This window comes from Pseudoalteromonas sp. OFAV1, from assembly GCF_021532595.1.
Taxonomy (GTDB): domain Bacteria; phylum Pseudomonadota; class Gammaproteobacteria; order Enterobacterales; family Alteromonadaceae; genus Pseudoalteromonas; species Pseudoalteromonas lipolytica_C.
In genome coordinates this window covers 1-18,482 of sequence record NZ_JAKGBG010000020.1, presented here as the reverse complement: position 1 = coordinate 18,482, position 18,482 = coordinate 1, and the positions used below count along the sequence as shown (strand labels likewise).

14 protein-coding genes and 1 rRNA gene are annotated in these 18,482 nt (G+C 42.1%); 8 read left to right on the top strand and 7 right to left on the bottom strand.

Features of this window, described 5'->3' with window-relative positions; translation table 11 throughout:
* Positions 1-12: 12 nt before the first annotated feature.
* Positions 13-1,215 (bottom strand): helix-turn-helix domain-containing protein, encoded by a 1,203-nt coding sequence (locus L1267_RS12605; RefSeq protein WP_235383082.1) that lies wholly within the window; start codon positions 1,213-1,215, stop codon positions 13-15.
* Positions 1,216-1,429: 214 nt separating this feature from the next.
* On the opposite strand from L1267_RS12605, the gene L1267_RS12600 reads away from it, so the two are divergent.
* Positions 1,430-3,733 (top strand): TonB-dependent receptor, encoded by a 2,304-nt coding sequence (locus tag L1267_RS12600; RefSeq protein ID WP_235383081.1) that lies wholly within the window; start codon positions 1,430-1,432, stop codon positions 3,731-3,733.
* 43 nt (positions 3,734-3,776) lie between these two features.
* On the opposite strand, the gene glmS is transcribed toward L1267_RS12600, so the two are convergent.
* Both glmS and L1267_RS12590 read right to left on the bottom strand, forming a co-directional pair.
* On the bottom strand, positions 3,777-5,597 hold the full coding sequence (gene glmS / locus L1267_RS12595; protein WP_135923059.1) for a glutamine--fructose-6-phosphate transaminase (isomerizing): 1,821 nt from the start codon (positions 5,595-5,597) through the stop codon (positions 3,777-3,779).
* A 95-nt stretch (positions 5,598-5,692) separates the two neighbouring features.
* Positions 5,693-6,463: a DeoR/GlpR family DNA-binding transcription regulator gene (locus L1267_RS12590; protein WP_235383080.1), complete on the bottom strand. Its 771-nt coding sequence runs from the start codon at positions 6,461-6,463 to the stop codon at positions 5,693-5,695.
* Between the two features lie 155 nt (positions 6,464-6,618).
* Here L1267_RS12590 and L1267_RS12585 point away from each other — a divergent pair, with 155 nt between their 5' ends.
* Positions 6,619-7,146: a sugar O-acetyltransferase gene (locus tag L1267_RS12585; protein ID WP_235383079.1), complete on the top strand. Its 528-nt coding sequence runs from the start codon at positions 6,619-6,621 to the stop codon at positions 7,144-7,146.
* 578 nt (positions 7,147-7,724) lie between these two features.
* Here the strand turns inward: L1267_RS12585 and L1267_RS12580 are convergent.
* The 3 genes from L1267_RS12580 to L1267_RS12570 are packed head-to-tail and all read right to left on the bottom strand — an operon-like array spanning position 7,725 to position 12,089.
* On the bottom strand, positions 7,725-10,121 hold the full coding sequence (locus L1267_RS12580) for an ABC transporter permease (RefSeq protein WP_235383078.1): 2,397 nt from the start codon (positions 10,119-10,121) through the stop codon (positions 7,725-7,727).
* A gap of 1 nt (position 10,122) precedes the next feature.
* The gene (locus tag L1267_RS12575) at positions 10,123-10,824 is read right to left on the bottom strand and encodes an ABC transporter ATP-binding protein (RefSeq protein WP_188729333.1); all 702 of its coding nucleotides are present in this window, start codon (positions 10,822-10,824) and stop codon (positions 10,123-10,125) included.
* An 11-nt stretch (positions 10,825-10,835) separates the two neighbouring features.
* Positions 10,836-12,089 (bottom strand): efflux RND transporter periplasmic adaptor subunit, encoded by a 1,254-nt coding sequence (locus L1267_RS12570; RefSeq protein WP_235383077.1) that lies wholly within the window; start codon positions 12,087-12,089, stop codon positions 10,836-10,838.
* A gap of 230 nt (positions 12,090-12,319) precedes the next feature.
* On the opposite strand from L1267_RS12570, the gene L1267_RS12565 reads away from it, so the two are divergent.
* The 6 genes from L1267_RS12565 (at position 12,320) to L1267_RS12540 (ending at position 18,008) form a co-directional block, all read left to right on the top strand.
* A complete protein-coding gene (locus L1267_RS12565) occupies positions 12,320-13,723 on the top strand; it encodes a sigma-54-dependent transcriptional regulator (RefSeq protein ID WP_235383076.1) in 1,404 nt (467 codons plus the stop codon).
* Between the two features lie 3 nt (positions 13,724-13,726).
* Positions 13,727-15,031 (top strand): sensor histidine kinase, encoded by a 1,305-nt coding sequence (locus L1267_RS12560; protein ID WP_235383075.1) that lies wholly within the window; start codon positions 13,727-13,729, stop codon positions 15,029-15,031.
* 85 nt (positions 15,032-15,116) lie between these two features.
* Positions 15,117-15,656 carry a hypothetical protein gene (locus tag L1267_RS12555; RefSeq protein ID WP_235383074.1) on the top strand — a complete coding sequence of 180 codons (540 nt, stop codon included), beginning with the start codon at positions 15,117-15,119 and terminating at the stop codon, positions 15,654-15,656.
* 118 nt (positions 15,657-15,774) lie between these two features.
* Positions 15,775-17,052, top strand: a complete 1,278-nt coding sequence (locus tag L1267_RS12550; RefSeq protein ID WP_235383073.1) for a LysM peptidoglycan-binding domain-containing protein — start codon at positions 15,775-15,777, stop codon at positions 17,050-17,052.
* 91 nt (positions 17,053-17,143) lie between these two features.
* Positions 17,144-17,860: a hypothetical protein gene (locus tag L1267_RS12545; RefSeq protein ID WP_235383072.1), complete on the top strand. Its 717-nt coding sequence runs from the start codon at positions 17,144-17,146 to the stop codon at positions 17,858-17,860.
* Positions 17,853-18,008 carry a hypothetical protein gene (locus L1267_RS12540; protein WP_235383071.1) on the top strand — a complete coding sequence of 52 codons (156 nt, stop codon included), beginning with the start codon at positions 17,853-17,855 and terminating at the stop codon, positions 18,006-18,008. Before L1267_RS12545 ends, L1267_RS12540 begins: the two co-directional genes overlap by 8 nt.
* Positions 18,009-18,364: 356 nt before the next feature.
* On the opposite strand, the gene rrf is transcribed toward L1267_RS12540, so the two are convergent.
* Positions 18,365-18,479: ribosomal RNA gene (gene rrf, locus L1267_RS12535) — 5S ribosomal RNA — on the bottom strand.
* Positions 18,480-18,482 lie beyond the last annotated feature (3 nt).

The following is an 18,482-nucleotide window of genomic DNA, read 5'->3' as shown; positions in this document are numbered from 1 at the left end:
CACACTGTGGGTTTAGCTTTTTAAACTCACAGTAGCCGCATTTTTATTGCTGCGATATTGTTTAGGCGTACAACCTTGATAGTTTTTAAAGTGGCTGTAAAAGGTTGAAACCGAGTTAAAACCAGCCTCAAAGCCAACTTCAGTCGCTGATAAATGGGCTTTATTAGGATCTTCTAAGATGCGAATAGCGGCTTCTATTCGCTGCTTATTAATAAAATCGTAAAACGATAACCCAGCATGACCGTTAATGGTTTCGGATACATGACTTACTGAGACGTCTAAACGCTTAGCTAAATCGCTCACTTTTAAACCCGCCTCTAAATATGGCTGTTCAGTGACCATCAATTGCTGCAGTTGCTGCCAAAGTGAAGCGGCATCTACTTCAGTTAAGCTGCTTGTTTGGTACTTTTTGTTGCTGCTCGATACATTTGCCGCTGGTTGGTTTTGGGGCTCTTCATTTTCTTCAGCGTGGATTGTTACTTGTCTCACCCCGTAATGAGCAATTAAAACAGTTGTCACCAGCATCGCAAGTTCATGCATATGACCACTATTAAATTCATTTCCTAGGAAATAACCCGCTTCAAATAGAATAGCCAAGAGAGTACCGAGTATATAACACCAGCAAATCATGGTGACCCAGCGTAAATTGATCTCTTCAATATTAGAAAAACGTCTTTTAATTTGCACTTGGTAAGATTTAAGAATCCCAATGATGATAAAGCAATAAGCTAAATTACTGACCCAAGCAGCCACCTTATGAAGGTAACGATTTTGTCGATAAACATCGCATAACTCATTACTAAAACAGGGTAAAGCCAAGCTGTGATTAAGCTCAACGGGCATTTGCCAATGCCAAATGAGTGTAAAAATGAGTAGCGGACTCAAATGCCATAAATGCGTCGCTTGAAGAGTGAAATTAGACCTTGTTTGAAACAACACATAAAAATACAGCAAAGGACCCGTCAGCATTTGAATACTGACGAGGTAATACACTTGCCCTCTGAGGGCTGGTATCTCAGCTTGCATGATGACAGCTAAAGCCAACATTGAAATCAATAAACTAACCAAGGCCATGGTATTTTTTGCCCCCGCAGAGCCGGGCCCTGCACGCCACAAAAAAAACGACAAACCAAAGCTAAAACACATACATGCGCCGATAAAAAGAGAGAACGGCTGAATAGTCAAAGGGCTAGATAAAAACGCATTTAATGCCATAGTGATACACTTTTATTATTCTTTTTATTTTAATCTCACAGCTGCCAAAGCAGCTAAATACGGGCTTTTTAATATTACGAATTTGCAAATTAGTAAAAATTTTAAAACTAATTTCTCTTATTTTGCAAAGCCGGAAGCACTAACAAAACTTATCGCTTAAAAGATTAACTTACCAGAAAAAAATAATAATTAATTGCTTCAAAAGGAGAGCTTGGTGGGTCATTTTAAAAAGCACAAACTGGCAAAAACAATAACCAGTTTATTAACCTTGTTGCCTATCGTGAGCCTAGCAGCTGAAACTCAGGATAGCGAACAACAAGAACAATTAGCACTCGAAAAAATCATTGTGACAGCGCAAAAACGCGGTGAAAACTTACAAGAGGTTCCACTAGCAATATCGGTGCTCGGCAGTAAGCAAATGGACCGCGGAAATATTCAAAATATCCAAGATATTCAGCAGTCTGTTCCTAACTTGAGCATGGTCACTACTTCTCCATTTACAACCACCATCAACATGCGTGGTATTCCATCAAGCCCTAATGGCGTATTTAACTCTGGCACCAGCCCGGGCATGGGTATGTACGTCGATGGTGTGGTGTATTCGCGAGCAACAGGGTTTAACCAAGAGCTCAGTAATATTGAGCGAGTAGAAGTACTACGTGGCCCACAAGGCACTTTATTTGGTCAAAATACCAATTTAGGGGTTATTAATATCACAACCAAAAAGCCTTCCGATATGGTTGAAGGTAAAGTAAAAGTCGACTTAGGCAATTATGGCCTTCGTAAAACAAACCTGTATTTAACAGGGCCTCTGATTGAAAACGTGCTCGCCGCGAGTATTTCTTTGTTTGATGTTTCGCGAGACGGTTATGTTGAAAATAGTGCCGATGGCAGCGAGTTTTCAACACAGGACCGTCATGGTGGTCGCGCGCAAGTTCGTTACACCCCAACAGATAAACTAACCCTTGATATCAGCGCTGAATATTTAAAAGACAAGAGTATTCCTCTTGCTAATAAACTCACTGACTATGAATTAGGTCTTGGCTATTTAGGTCTTTACCCAAGTGGCATGACACCAGAAGATTTTATTACCGATGATATTCATGAAGTGTTTGTAAACCCTGAGCGCTACTTTGTAAGCCGAGAAAACTGGGGCTTAGATACAACGCTCAGTTACCAATTTGATTCTGGGTTTGAGTTTAAATCCATCACGGCTAAAAAGGTGTACGACTCAACTATTGGCACAGACATGGACTCAACTCCCGTTGATATCGTATTCAGTACCGAAACCGAAAATAACGAACAATTCACGCAAGAGTTTCAGATTTTATCACCAACGGATCAGTCATTACGCTATGTAGCTGGTTTTTTCTATTTAGATAATGAGGCTGTAAATGACCAAAACTTTTTAAGTGGTACTGGGATATATGGCATTCCAACAGGTTTACCAGAACCTTACCCGCAGAGCCTTAACTTGCAACCGGGTAGCGGCCCTATCAATGGCGGCACATTACAAACCAAAAGCAGCGCCATTTTTGCAAATGTTAATTATGATTTCACTCAAGCAATTAACGGCTTTTTAGGTTTACGATACTCAGATGTAGAAAAACAAATGAGCTTTTATCAACGCGGCTGGGAAACATCTTTGCCGGGCGTGTACTTGCTCAATTACATTGATATTCCAACCACAAATCAGACCCTTAAAGATGACTTTTTATCATGGACTGTCGGCTTAAATGGCACAATAAACGACAACAACCACGTTTACGGTAAAGTATCGAAAGGCTATAAAGAAGGGGGTTATAGCTTCCGTCCACAATCTTTACAATCAATTGGTGGCAACCCTTTAAACCCACAGATGAGTTTTGACCGTGAAGCCGTTGTCAGTTACGAATTAGGCCTTAAAAGTGATTTATTTGATCACCGCATGCGTCTGAATATGGCTGCTTTTTACTTAGACTACTCAGATATTCAAACCCGCGTTATTGACGATAATGGCACCAACAGAGTCGTTAATGGCCCATCGGCAACCAGTCAAGGTATTGAGGCTGAATTAAGCTATCGAGTAACGAAGCAATTAGCTGTGAATGCGGCTATTGGCTATGCTGATGCAACCTTTGATGAATTTGAAAACTGCCATGCCATTGACGACTGTACAGGTAACCAACTTCCGGGAGCCGCAAAATGGACGAACAGCGTCAGCGTAAACTATGAAACCACGCTCACTGAAAATTGGGATCTGTTTGCTGGGGTTGATTATTCGTACCGCGGTAAAGTTCAAAGCGATGCGCGTAACTTATCAGCCACCGAACTTGGTACCAGTAACTTAGTGAATAGCCAGATAGGCATTGTTTCTACAGATGGCACATGGGAAGTCATGCTGTGGACTAAAAACCTGCTCGATGAAGAAATTGAAGTTAGTAAAGCAGATAAAGCAACGTCTGAACTAAGTTTCAGTGATGTCATGTATGCCCCACCAAGAACATACGGTGTTTCATTCACTTATAACTTTTTTTAAACACAAAAAAGCCGGCTAATTAGCCGGCTCTCGATGCTTTAACTTATTCAACCGTCACCGATTTTGCTAGGTTTCGAGGTTGGTCTACGTCGGTGCCTTTAATAACCGCAACATAGTATGAAAGCAGCTGTAGCGGGATTGTATATACAACTGGAGCAATCACGTCATCTACATGGTTTACGTTGATTACACGCATTGTTTCGTCAGATTCAAACGCTGAGTCTTTGTCTGCGAATACATAGATAATACCGCCACGGGCACGTACTTCTTCTACGTTTGATTTAAGCTTTTCAAGTAGCTCGTTGTTTGGTGCCACAACAATGATTGGCATGTCGGCATCAATCAACGCAAGAGGGCCATGCTTAAGCTCACCCGCTGCGTATGCTTCGGCGTGAATGTATGAAATCTCTTTCAGCTTAAGTGCACCTTCCATCGCGATTGGGTATTGTGAACCACGACCTAAGAACAATGAGTGGTGCTTGTCAGCGAATTCTTCAGCTAAATCTTCAATACCCTCAGCAAGCAATAATGCTTCTTCTAACTTGTTAGGTAGTGTTTTGATTGCATTTACAATCGCACTTTGATCTAAGCCTTTTTCTTGGGCAATAGATGCCGTAAGCATTAATAAGCCAACAAGTTGTGTGGTGAAGGCTTTAGTTGATGCAACACCAATTTCAGCACCCGCTTTAGTCATAAAGGCTAAATCAGATTCACGTACTAATGATGAACCAGGTACGTTACAAATGGTCATTGAAGCCATGTAACCTTGCTGTTTTGCAAGACGAAGTGCAGCAAGCGTATCGGCTGTTTCACCAGACTGTGAAATGGTCACAAGTAAGCTGTTGTCATGTACAAATGATTCGCGGTAACGGAACTCAGAGGCAATCTCTACGTTACAGCTCACACCAGCAAATTGTTCAAGCCAATAACGCGCAACCATACCTGAGTGGTATGAAGTACCACAGGCAATAATTTGCACGTGTTTTACGTCTTTAAAGATTTGCTGAGCGCTTTCGCCAAAGGCATCAATCGCGACAGTGTCATTGTGAAGGCGACCATCAAGGGTGTTACGTACAGCAAGCGGCTGCTCGTAAATTTCTTTCAGCATGTAGTGACGATATTCGCCTTTACCTGATGCATCTTGCGTAATGTTTGATTCAATCACTTCGCGCTCAACTGCATCACCATTTGCATCAAAGATTTCAACACTGTCACGGGTAATACGAGCCACATCACCTTCTTCAAGGTAAATAAAGCTGCGTGTAACAGGTAATAGAGCCAGTTGGTCAGAGGCAATAAAGTTTTCGCCAAGACCTAAACCAATCACCAGTGGGCTACCTGAGCGCGCTACGATGATTTCGTTGTCGTTCGCTTTATCAAAAACAACGGTGCCAAATGCGCCTTCAAACTGCTTAACAGCTGCTTGTACTGATGCTAATAGCGTATCGTGCTGTTGGCGAAGTTGGTGAATAAGGTGCACCATTACTTCTGTATCTGTTTCTGATAAAAACTCATAACCGTCGCCTTTTAATGCATCACGAAGGCTGGCATGGTTTTCGATAATACCGTTATGAACAAGGGCAATTTCGCTGTTCGAAATATGTGGGTGAGCATTGGCTTCGGTTACACCACCGTGGGTTGCCCAACGCGTATGTGCAATACCGGTAGTGCCATTAACAGCTGCATCGTTAAGTGCCGCTTCAAGATTTGCAACCTTACCCACAGCTTTAACCGTGTTAAGCTTATTACCTTTAAGTAAAGCCACGCCTGCCGAGTCATAGCCGCGGTATTCAAGGCGTTTTAGCCCTTCAACAAGAATTTTATTTACTGGGCGTTCTGCAACAGCCCCAACGATTCCACACATAATCTCTCCTTTTGCACATGCCAAAGCGTTTTACTTTGGGCGGTATGTGTTGTCATAAATTTAATGTAATAAGGTGTTGTCGGTCTTATTACGGGTTATTCAATTTCTGCACAGATCAGCTGTACACCACACGCTTTTATCGCCTCGCGTTTATCTTCGCTTAGGTTGTTGTCTGTGATAACTGTGGTCACACGCTGCCAAGGCAGTTCTAAATTAGGTATTCTTCGGCCAATTTTTTCTGACTCAACCAGCACCACAACCTCACGAGCAGCTTCAGCCATCACTTGGCTAAGCCCAACTAATTCATTGAAGGTTGTAGTACCTCTATCAACATCAATGCCATCGGCACCAATAAAGAGCTGGTCAAAGTCGTAAGAGCGAAGAACATTCTCCGCGACTTGACCCTGAAACGATTCTGAATGTGGATCCCAAGTTCCGCCGGTCATCAATAATGTTGGCTCATTTTCTAATGAAAGCAGTCGGTTAGCGACATTAATAGCATTTGTCATCACCACTAAACCACGCTTACTAGCAAGCTCAGGGATCATCGCTGCTGTAGTGCGACCGCTATCAATGATGATGCGGTTATGGTCTTTAATAAGCTTTGCAGCCGCCTGTGCGATTGCCATTTTGCGAAGCGAGTCGCTTTTCTCGTTGCTATTTGCAACGATTTCTTGCGGCAGTGCAATAGCGCCCCCGTAACGGCGTAGCAACAAGCCACTTTTTTCAAGGGCTGTCAGATCTTTACGTATCGTCACTTCAGAAGTTTGAAACTGCTCAGCTAACGCTTCAACAGCAACTTCACCAAGTTCATTCACTTGGCTTAAGATTGTATGGCGACGTTGTTGAGTGTTTCGTTTTGTCATAAAGTGAATCACATAAGTTTCGTTTCGAAAGTTGTGAGATTTTAAACGAAACAATATAAATGACAAGTGAATGATCGTTAACCTACACAGGTTTAATTTTGATCTTCATCACCAACACGCTAAGCTATTGGCAAATATAACCATGAACATGCCCCATGAAAGAGTTTTATAGCCTCGATAAGTCCTTACTAGAACAACGAAAAAATGCCCATGAAATTTGCCGTTTATTTGCCAAAAGCCCAAGTAAAGGCAATTTAAAACGACTAAAAGGCATGTTTACTCAGTGTGGCGAGCAGGTTGTTATAGAAGCGGGTTTTCATTGTGATTATGGCGGTGGTATTAAAATAGGTGATCGAACCTTCATAAATATTAACTGTACAATGCTTGATGCGCCACTATCTGATGCGCAAATTACGATAGGCGATGACTGCTTAATAGGCCCTAATGTGCAAATTCTTGCAGTATCGCATGCGGTAAACCCTACTGAGCGTTTAGCAAAAGCTAATTTTGTAGCGCCGATTAACATTGGCAACAATGTATGGATTGGTGCAGGCGCTATTATACTTGCGGGTATTAAAGTTGCTGATAATTCAGTAATTGGCGCAGGGGCAATAGTTACCAAAGATGTCGCGGCAAATACCCTAGTAGCAGGTAACCCTGCGGTGAAGGTCAAAGAACTTTAACCCTATATTTACGCTAAAGCACGTCCTACGCAGGTCATCATTTATGGTGGCAAAGAATACATAATAACGCGCTAAAGCACGTCCTACGTAGGTCATCATTTATGGTGGCAAAGAATACATATTTACGTGCTAAAGCACGTCCTACGTAGGTCATCATTTATGGTGGCAAAGAATACATATTTATGTGCTAAAGCACGTCCTACGCAGGTCGCCATTTATGGCGACAAAGAATACATATTAACGCGCTAAAGCACGTCCTACGCAGGTCGCCATTTATGGCGACAAAGAATACATATTAACGCGCTAAAGCACGTCCTACGTAGGTCGTCATTTATGGCGACAAAGAATTCATATTTACGCGCTAAAGCACGCCCTACGAAGATTGTCATTTATGGTGGCAAAGAATACATACTAACGAGCTGAAGCACGCCCTACCGTAGGTCGTCATTTATGGCGACAAAGAATACATATTAACGCGCTAAAGCACGTCCTACGTAGGTTGTCATTTATGGCGTCGTATTTAAAAGTAAAAAAGCCCCGCTGTATTGCTGGGCTTATCGTTGATAGTTAGTTAACTGTTATTCATATCGTAAGATAAGTGATGGTCTGGTGCTTGCGGCCTTAAAGGCTAAACTTGCAACGGTAACCCAGGTAATGGCGGCCAACGCGGCGGCGGCAACTAAATACACCCATGCAGCTTGTTCAATACGGTCATTAAAGTTTGCTAACCAATCACCAACTAACAAGTAAGTCACTGGATACGCAATAGCAATACTAATCGCCACCAGCACTAAGAACTCTTTAGCAATGATATTTACGATACTGATGCGAGATGCACCTAGCACTTTTCGAACGGCCACTTCTTTTTGACGACGCACTGTTGCAAACGAAGCCAAGCCAAAGGTACCTAAACAAGTTAAGAACACAGCAAGACAGGTAAAGATTAAAACCACATTCGAAATTCGCTCATCACCTTTTAACAGAGTTTTGTAGTTGTCTGCGAGTAAGTTGATTTTTGGCTCATAGATATTGGCTGTGCTTGCTAATACTTCTGCGATCTGAGCTTTAATATAAGGCAAGTTTTGCTGATCAATCGTTAAAATTAATTCTGATACAGGTGATAAAAAGTTAAAGCCACACAAGAACATAATATTTGAGTTGGCATCTTTCGCATTACCTACTTTTACATCTTCAACCACACCTACAACACGCATATCTACGCCACGACCTGAGTCTTTAATTACCTTACCAATAATGTCACTCATGTTAGTGTAACCCGCTTGCCTTGCGACAGATTCAGTCACAATGGTACCCGTACTTGTTACTCCATTTTCGCGGCTTGCCCAATCACCAGCAAACTCACGGCTAAAGTCACGGCCAGCAACCAGTTTTAATCCTAGCGTTTTTACAACATCGTAGCTTGCACCTACTACAGGCGTTAAGCTGCCAGACGCTTCACCATTTGGCCACGTTGGCATAAGTGTATTATTGATTGAAACGGTTAAACGGGTATCAATCACTGTTGTTTGCTGTACGCCTTGAATTGCACTAATACGATTAACTAAGGCATTTTTTTCTTTTGTGAATACTTCGCCTACAGGTAACTCTGAAATGACCAATCTTTGTGTTGTTTCATAGCCTAAAGGTAAGCTTTGTAAGTAAGTTAATTGCTTTAACAAGGTAATAGAGGCAATGATTAAACCTATTGCTAGTGAAGCCTGTAAGGTTAGTAAGCTCTTACGAACCCATATTGCAGTATTACCACGTTGTAAGTCTCCACTTAAAACGCGTTTTGCACTGAATGACGAAATAAAGAATGCAGGATAAAGCCCAGCTAATATGCCCACAGCAATTGCGACCACAATAATGGCAATGCCAAATTCAGAGGCATAATTCACGACCAATTCGCGGTCTACTAATTGGTTAAAGCTTGGTAAAAATAGCTCCACTAAAGCACATGCAATCACCATTGATAGCATTGATACCAACACAGATTCAGATAAAAACTGCGTTACTAACTGGCCTTTACTTGCGCCAAGCGCTTTACGCACACCCACTTCTTTTGCACGTTTAGTCGATTGAGCGACGGTCATATTGATGAAGTTAAAACCTGCAATAAGAATAAGTAACACGCTTAAACCAACACAGATCATCACCACTTGTTTAGCACCACCCGCTTTCATCTCAAACGGTGATTTAGCCGTTAAGTGCAAATCAAGTAATGGATGCAGCTCTAAACTAACTTGCTCCAGCATCGAACCACTAAAAAATCGCTCTGTTAAGGTTTTAGCTAATGCATCTGTATCGGTGCCCTCTGCTAAACGCATATAAACATAACTACTGTTGATGTTTATATCGCTTGGATCATGCTTAACATAAACAAGGTTTTTAAAGGCAAAGTGAGTGTTGTCTTTTAAGTCTGCAAACACGGCACGCACTGTATACTGTCCTTGTTCATGCGTAAGTGTTTCACCAATCACATCGGTGCGACCAAAAATGCGCAGTGCTTCTGACTCACTTAAAGCGAGGCTGTCTGGTGTACTCATTGCTGTTGTTAAGTCACCCGCAATCGTCTCCATAGCAATAAAGTTTTCAATATTTGCTGTAGCACCATATAAGGCATTTAACTTATAGCCTTGGTTGCGGTAACTCACATCAACCATGGCTTCACGAGTCAACTCGACCATAGTTAATCCGAACACTTCTTCAACTTGGCTGTAATCTTCGGCCTGCTTTGACTGCACATAATTAAAAATAGGCACCACAGATAAACCGAGTTTTGAGAAGTCCTGGCCAACGCGATAAACACGCTCAGCATGAGGCTGTTGGCTATCATACGAAAGCTCATTTTTTGCAAACAAAGCAACTAAAATTGCCGCAGCTAAGCCCACACTCAAACCCAGAACATTTAAAATAAAGTGCTGTTTTTGGTTTTTAAACGCGCGCAGCGCGGTGATCAAATAACTTAAAATCATGTTATGCCACCTCTGCTGTTTGTTGAACACGGTTAGCTTTATCTACCATCACTTGGCCATCAAGTAAGCGCACTAAACGGTCAGCATAATTGCCTTCTTTTTCTGAGTGAGTAACCACAATTACCGTGGTACCTTCACGATTTAGCTCACGCAGCATCGCCATGACTTCATCACCATTTTTTGAATCAAGGTTACCCGTAGGCTCATCCGCTAAGATGAGTTTTGGATTAATCACAAGAGCTCTGGCTACTGCTACACGTTGCTGCTGACCACCCGATAGCTGCTGTGGTAAGTGATCTGCTCTATGGTCGATTGCAACACGTTTTAAAATTGCGTCTACTCGCTGCTTACGTTCACTTTTTGAGATATTCTGATACTGTAATGGCAGCTCAACGTTTTCAAATACTGTTAATTCATCAATTAAGTTAAAGCTTTGAAAAACAAAACCAATTGACGCTTTTCTAAGTGTCGCTAATTGCTTTTCACCAAACCCTGCGATGTCTGCACCTAAAAATTCAAAACTGCCTGCCGATGGCGAATCCAACATACCTAAAATAGAGAGTAATGTTGATTTACCACAACCAGATGGCCCCATAATGGCAAGAAACTCGCCTTCGTTTACATGTAAGTTAATGTTATTAAGCGCTGTTGTTTCAACATCTTGAGTACGGAATACGCGTGATAAGTTAGTTAATTTAATCATTGTTTTTATCCTTAAAATTGTAGTTGTTGTGCTTTATCAAAGTTGCTGTAGCTAGAGGTGATCACGCGATCTCCGGCGCTTAGGCCACTCAACACTTCATAATAGTTTTGATTCTTTTTGCCAAGACGAATGTCTTTTCGTACTGCACGGTTGCCATCTTTTTCCATGACATAAACCCAGTTACCTCCTGAGCTGGTAAAAAATGCGCCGCGTTCAAGTAATAAAGCAGTGCCTTTGCTATCACCTAGCATCAGCTGTACATCTAGGCTTTGCCCACGCTTTATGTTGCTAGTGCCGTTTGGTAAATCGACTTCAACCTGAAACTGTGATTGCTGAACACGGCTATCAATTTTGCTAACCGTGGCCGAAATTTCGCCTTGCTCGTGTTCAATAAGCACTTGCATACCTGTTTGAACTTGGCTCAGGTAAAACTCATCTAGTCTCACAACTAGCTTGTATTCATTAGGAATATCAATCTGCCCTAGGCGAGCACCACGGCTTTTTGATTCACCAATTTCAACATCAAGCTCACTTAAATAACCATCGGCAGGTGCTGTTATGAGTAGGTTTTCAAGGTTCTTACGCGCAAACTGTAGATTTTTCTCTAGCATGTCGGCACTGTCTTTTAACTGGGCAACTTGAACTTCACGAATGCTGTTTTCTTGCTTTTGACGCTCAAGGGTTAGTTCTTTACGCGCTTTGTAATACGCTAAGTCTTCTTGAATTTCAGATAATTGCTCTTGAGCTAACACACCTGTTTTCACTAGCGGCTGAGTCTGTTTTAAGCGACGCGATAAATGCGTAATTTTAAGATCGATTTCAAGCAAATCACGGCGTAAGTTTAAACGGCTGGTTTCCATATTCATTTGCGTGTTACGTAAAAAATTAAGCTGCTCAGTCACCTGTGCTTCACGGCTCATTACATCAAGCTGCAAATTGGTATTACTTAAACGCACAAGTGGTTGGCCTTTTTTAACAAACTCACCCTGCTCAACAAGTCGCTCTTCAACTTGGCCTCCGGCAATGGTGTCGAGGTAAATTGTAGTACGAGGCATAACCTGACCACGAAGACTTAAAGCATCAACAAATTCACCTTGTTGTACTGTGCTAATCGTTAAGCTTGTCGCGCTTACTTGCTGACTACGACCTGTTTGCTCAGTTTGCGTGAAACCATAAGCTGCAGCCGCAACAGCTAAGCATGCCGCTGCAATGACTGATTTCTTAAAAAGTGCTTTGTTATTTGAGCGTGTAATTTTCTTATCCATGTTGACGCCTTTAAGTTATCTAGGTGCTAATTACCTATAGATAAAACAACTCTTGTGCCAACTTTTATTTTTATTAAATTACAGTAACTTACATTAAAACCAATAAGAGTGCATATAATCAAGTGTCCGCTTATAGAACACTTCAAAACCCATATATCGTCCATAAATGGACACTCTTACTATTTTCAATTAGTCTTAGTGTTCCCATAAAGGAATAATAATAAATAGCTATGAAACAAGCAGGATCAATTCTTATCGTCGATGATAACCCCGACGTACTCATCGCCGCACGATTACTTTTAAAGCAGCATTATCAGGTTGTAAAAACCACAGATAACCCCTTTGATATCGAAGGTATCATTAACGAACAGCATGAGGCGGATCAGGCCATAGATGTTGTGTTACTTGATATGAACTTCACGCAAGACTCAATTAGTGGCAAAGAAGGATTCTACTGGCTAAAAAAAATCATGAGCCAAGACGCTAACATTGCGGTACTGCTTATGACGGCCTACAGCGATATTCAGCTAGCGGTCGAAGCAATTAAAGCTGGTGCCTCTGACTTTATTGCCAAGCCTTGGCAAAATGAGCAATTACTCGGTGCTGTAGCGGCGGCATTTTCACACGCTAAAGACAAACAGCAAGTTGGTAAACTCACAAAACAAAAGCAGGCCTTGCAGCAGTCAATCGGCAATCAACCATTTGAGTTTTTAGGTCAAAGTGATGCCATGCAGCAGGTTTTTTCGGTGATCGACAAAGCAGCCAACACAGATGCCAATATATTGATTAGTGGCGAAAGTGGCACAGGTAAAGAACTCACTGCCCATGCAATCCACAATGCAAGCCAGCGCCAAAGCCAACCCTTCATAAGCCTAGACATGGGCTCACTGGCCGAAAGCCTGTTTGAAAGCGAACTATTTGGCCATAAAAAAGGGGCGTTTACTGGCGCGAAGGAAGATCGCATTGGCCGATTTGAACTGGCTCATGGTGGTAGTTTATTTTTAGACGAGCTAGGTAATTTACCGCTTAGCCAACAAGTTAAGCTGCTCGCAGCACTACAAAACAGGCAAATAACACCGGTTGGTGGTTCAAAAGTCATCGATATTGATATTCGTTTGATCTGTGCAACGAATGAAAACCTCGAACAAGCAGTTACTGAAGGTAAATTTAGGCAAGACTTACTGTACCGTGTTAATACCGTAGAGATCCGTTTGCCAGCTCTGCGTGAGCGCAGTGAAGACATTCCATTACTGTGTAACTACTACTTGCAGCACTTTGCACATAAATACAAACGTGAGCTCTCGATTACGGCATCTGATATGACACGTTTAAGTCAGTATCATTGGCCAGGCAATGTCCGTGAACTTGCACATGCAATTGAGCGAGCAGTCATCCTCTCTGAAGGCTCAGAGCTCGATATAAGCTCAGTGATAAGCTCACCAAATACTGCTGTTAGCACAAGTGAGCTCTCTTCAAGCGCCACTGACTACGACACTTTTGATCTCGAAATCATCGAGCAAAGAACCGTTCGTGCAGCTTTAAAGCATTTTCAAGGAAACGTGAGTCATGCAGCAAAAGCGCTCGGCCTAACACGCGGAGCCATGTATCGTCGTTTAGAAAAATACGGGCTTTAATCGATGCGAAACTTTATTATCTTAGCCAGTCTATTAGCTGCATTAATAGGTTTATCAATAGCTTTGTTTTGGCAAGTAGAGCAAAGCGGGTTTTCTGCAATTTCGGCACTTTTAGTTATTTTAAATTTGGTATGTGCCGCGCAAATTTTTAATTTATTTAAACGCCAAACAAGGCGTGCAGATATGGTGTTTCGCGCTTTAGCGAATGGAGACAGCACATTAGGCTTTGGCGACCAACACCCTATGCAGCAGCAATTTGAGCAGGTTAAACAACAAATTCAGGCTGCGCGTTTTAATGCAGAGCAACAAGCCCAGTTCTTACAAGCGCTATTAATTCATATCGATTTAGCAGTATTAGTATGTGACGAACAAGGCACTATTATTGAAAGCAATCCGGCGGTCAGCCGTTTACTTGGACAAGCTGTAAAGCACATCGATGATTTAGGTGTAATAGCCAACCTAGTCCAAGATGCTAAACAAAATAGCCGTAATACCGTGCAATGGCAAAATGGTGAGCAGCACGATACATTATCAGTGCAGATCAGTATTGCCGAAATACAAGGTAAAGTTCGTAAAGTGATCAGTTTGCAATCGATTCATGATCAGCTGCAATTAAAAGAGCAACAAGCTTATAAGCGCCTCACCAAAGTACTAACCCATGAAATTGCTAATTCGATTACACCACTCTCTTCTTTAGCAAAAACTTGTACAGCGCTGCTACCAAATGAACTTAGTTTTGATGATCAGGAAGATAAACAAGACTTGCAACTCGCCCTAACAACACTCGCATCACGAACCGAGCATTTAGGGGAATTTATAGCGCAATTTAAAAAGGTTAGTAGCTTACCCGCCCCACACTTACAGCCACATATTCTGGCAGATCTTGCCAAGCAAGTTGTCGCTCTGCACTCTCAACAAGCTAAGCAGCTTAATATTACGTTGAATTTGTCGGTGCAAAGCCAACAGTTAGTGATGATAGATAGAGGCCAAGTTGAACAAGTAATAATAAACCTGCTTACCAATGCCCTTGATGTCCTTAAGCAGTTAAATAGTCCAGAGTCAGCAAAGTCCATTGAAGTAAGCATTGCACAAAATGCTAATCAGCAACTGTATTTAGAGGTCAGCGACAATGGTACAGGTATCAGCGATCATGTGATTGAGATGATTTTTGTGCCATTTTTTACCACCAAGCAACAAGGCTCAGGAATAGGCTTAAGTTTATCGCGCCAGATCATGCTCAATCATGGCGGCGATCTGGTTTATATCAAACGCCAGCAAGGAGCCTGCTTTCGCTGCGTGTTCGGTTAACTTACATAGTTAGAACACTTACTTACAATTTGCTAAGGCGCTGTTTGGTATCATGTACCCATTAACGTTTAATGGACTAACCAATATGAAGTTTCTTGCCTTAGCATTGTTTTCATCACTTGCCTTCATTCCTGCTACAAGCTTTGCTGGTATTTATGACAGCCCAGATATGAACCTGTTTGTTAAATCAGAGCATAATAGTACTGATTCAATCACCTCAGCCGGCATCGAAGTTATGGCTAAAAATAACTACAGTAATTTCGGCGCAGCATTTACAACGGCACTAGGCTCAGCAGAAGTATTTACTAAAAAAGGTGATCGGGAGACATTTCTCACCTTAGATAGCGGCATCAAATTTGGCTATTTCAGTGACTTTTTTGTCTATGGCGAAGTGGGCTTAGATTTAATTGAGCTTGCCGTATACGACGACCGAGATGACCACGACTACAGCGACCGCTATGATGACGACCACAATAATATTGATGGCTATGTCGGTGTGGGTATGGGCGTGGACTCAAAGCCATTCAGAATAGAGATCTATGCCAGAGCCCGAGAAATAGACAGCCGCTATTGGGAAGCACAAAACCATGGTTATGCTGGGTTACAAGTTAGTATTTCGTTTTAATTTCAATTGGGTGAGTAAGTTAGCGAGCTGTTAATCTAATGGTCATTTTTAGCTCACCCTATGTTAAGCTTAGGCGCTTTAGTTTACCCGCACCTAAGTTAACGGAGTATTTTAATACGTGTTTTTAAATCGATTTTTAGGCCTTGTTGTTATTTCTTTTATTGTAACAGGCTGTCAGACTGCCCCTGAGTCACTTCCCGAAAAGAAGCCCATCATCAAAGCCAATCCAGGCACTGTGGTTGCAGAAGCTAAAACAGCACAAGTAGACGCGGTGACACCGCTCAAACCAAGTGAACTTGATGACGTATGGCAGCGTATTCGCATTCAACTACAGTTTAGCGATTCAAGTCACCCAGATGTGCAAAAGCGCATTGCTTGGTACCTTACTCATCCAAATTACATGGAAGAAATAAGCCGCCGTGCAGCGCCGTATTTGTATCATATCGTTACAGAAGTAGAAAACCGTGACTTACCAATAGAACTCGCTCTAATGCCGCTTATAGAGAGCGATTTTGATGCCAGTGCCTATTCGCACAAACATGCATCGGGTTTATGGCAACTCACCCCCTCAATCGCCAAATACTTTAAAGTAAAAATTACCCCTTGGTATGATGGTCGCCAAGATGTGATCGACAGCACCCGCGCAGCTTTGGATTTTATGGAATACCTTTATAAACGCTTTGATGGCGATTGGTATCATGCTATTGCTGCCTACAATATTGGTGAAGGGCGTGTATTACAGGCAATTGCTCGTAATAAAAAACAAGGTAAGTCGACGGACTTCTTTAGCTTAAAGCTACCATCGCAAACCAAACAATACGTGCCTAAGTTACTGGCCGCAGCACAATTATTAAAGCACCAAAAAATGATATTCCCTGCGATTAAGAATGAGCAGGCTATTGCGACCTTACCAGTAACTGGTGCAATGATCTTGGCAGACAAAGCGAAATGGCAAGAGCTTGAAGAGCTAAACCATGGCGTTATCCGATACCCAGCAGTGATTGATGCGCCACATATTGTGGTCCCAAAAGATCAGCAGGCAAGTTATCGAACTCTATTAGCTAACCAAAAAAGCAATGATTATAGCCAGTGGCAGCATTACACAGTTAAACGCGGTGATAGCTTAAGTGTGATTGCAAAGAACTATAAAGTAACAGTTAGCCAGCTGAAAACCTTCAATAACCTAAAAACAAACACCATTCGTATTGGTCAAAAACTGATATTGCCGCAATTAGCTGATCAACAAATCGAGTATAAGGTGAAATCTGGCGACAGCCTTTGGAAGATAGCAAAGCAATACAAAGTCAGTATCACTAAACTCAAACAATGGAATAACCTTTCAAGAGATAGCTTAAGAGTGGGTGAAAAGCTCACCGTATTTATCTCAAATAGTTAATACCAAATCAGGGAGTTTTACTCCCTGTCTCTTTTATCTATCCAATTAAAGTTGTATCTTTGTTAGTCTATAAAAACAACAACTAAAAATTATGGATAATCAGCAACAGGACGCAAGTTGTTCAACCGTTAAATCAGAACAAGACACTAACGTTGAAGAGCAAACAAAGACCACCCAGCAAAACACTCAACCAGCCAGCAACCAGCGCAAGGCATGGTTTACCAACGAGCGGCTAAACCTATTTCTCGCACTCTGTGCCATTATTATCTCCGCTGCCTCCTTTTATGCCACTTACTTGCAAGCCAGCGCCGCAGAACGACAAGTAAAAGCCGCAACCTGGCCATGGCTCGAAGTGATGACGGGGAATTTTGATGAAGAAAAAAATTCTGAAGAAATTACTTTTTACATTAAAAATTCAGGATCAGGCCCAGCCATTATTAAATATGTAAAATTCTTCCACGATGAAAAGTCGTATACAGAGATATTTCAAGTAATAAAGAACTGCTGCTTTGATATCTATGCTTACCAAGAGCAATTAAATAAGTTGCAAAGTGAGTCACCAGAGATAAATTTCTTTGAAAAATTTGGTTGGTTGTATACCGGCGTTAGTAATAACCGATTATTAGCCTCAGGCGCTGAACTTAATCTTTTTGGTTTTAAGAAAACAGGCTTCAATGCAACTCAGTGGGACAAGGTAAATGACCAACGCTTTAATATCAAAACCGAGATCTGCTACTGCTCGTTGCTAGAACAATGCTACCTAAGCGATGGCCGTGGTGATGTAAAAGAGATAGAGCAGTGTGAGTGACACCGAGCTATCAGCTATCAGCTTTCAGCAGTCAGCGATCAGCCGCGCGGTGTGGGTGTTTGTTGCTGCGTCTCCCTCTGCCGGAGGCTCTAGGCAAAGTGTACTTGTAGGAATGGCTTTAGCCGTGAATGTGTTTGTTAAGGTCTGAATTCGACACTGAAGTGCCTCCTACGGGTTTTGTTGCTGAGGGTGACTCAGTTACCTAACAACCCGGTAGATCAACTGACATCTAATATCTGACGTCTGAGATTCTTATCACGTAGGAATGGCTTTAGCCATGAATGTTTTTGTTATGGTCTAGATTCGGCACTGAAGTGCCTCCTACGGGGTTTGTTGCTGAGGGAGGCTCTGTACTAAACAACCACACAGTTCAACTTTACCCTTGCTAACTTGCAACTCGCTAACTCGTGTTGGGTTTCGCTCCGCTCTACCCAACCTACATGGCTGACAGCTCCAGACGCAAAAAAGCCCGACTCTTTCGAATCGGGCTTTCTCTAATTTGGAGCCTGGCGATGTCCTACTTTCACATGGCAAATGCCACACTATCATCGGCGCTGTTTCGTTTCACTACTGAGTTCGGCATGGGGTCAGGTGGGTCCAAAACGCTATTGTCACCAAGCAA

Coding starts and splice junctions, on each gene's coding strand:
- L1267_RS12560 (WP_235383075.1), top strand. CDS start 13,727: ATGCGAAACTTTATTATCTTAGCCAGTCTATTAGCTGCATTAATAGGT.
- L1267_RS12585 (WP_235383079.1), top strand. CDS start 6,619: ATGAAAGAGTTTTATAGCCTCGATAAGTCCTTACTAGAACAACGAAAA.
- L1267_RS12545 (WP_235383072.1), top strand. CDS start 17,144: ATGGATAATCAGCAACAGGACGCAAGTTGTTCAACCGTTAAATCAGAA.
- L1267_RS12580 (WP_235383078.1), bottom strand. CDS start 10,121: ATGATTTTAAGTTATTTGATCACCGCGCTGCGCGCGTTTAAAAACCAA.
- L1267_RS12590 (WP_235383080.1), bottom strand. CDS start 6,463: ATGACAAAACGAAACACTCAACAACGTCGCCATACAATCTTAAGCCAA.
- L1267_RS12570 (WP_235383077.1), bottom strand. CDS start 12,089: ATGGATAAGAAAATTACACGCTCAAATAACAAAGCACTTTTTAAGAAA.
- L1267_RS12575 (WP_188729333.1), bottom strand. CDS start 10,824: ATGATTAAATTAACTAACTTATCACGCGTATTCCGTACTCAAGATGTT.
- L1267_RS12555 (WP_235383074.1), top strand. CDS start 15,117: ATGAAGTTTCTTGCCTTAGCATTGTTTTCATCACTTGCCTTCATTCCT.
- glmS (WP_135923059.1), bottom strand. CDS start 5,597: ATGTGTGGAATCGTTGGGGCTGTTGCAGAACGCCCAGTAAATAAAATT.
- L1267_RS12565 (WP_235383076.1), top strand. CDS start 12,320: ATGAAACAAGCAGGATCAATTCTTATCGTCGATGATAACCCCGACGTA.
- L1267_RS12605 (WP_235383082.1), bottom strand. CDS start 1,215: ATGGCATTAAATGCGTTTTTATCTAGCCCTTTGACTATTCAGCCGTTC.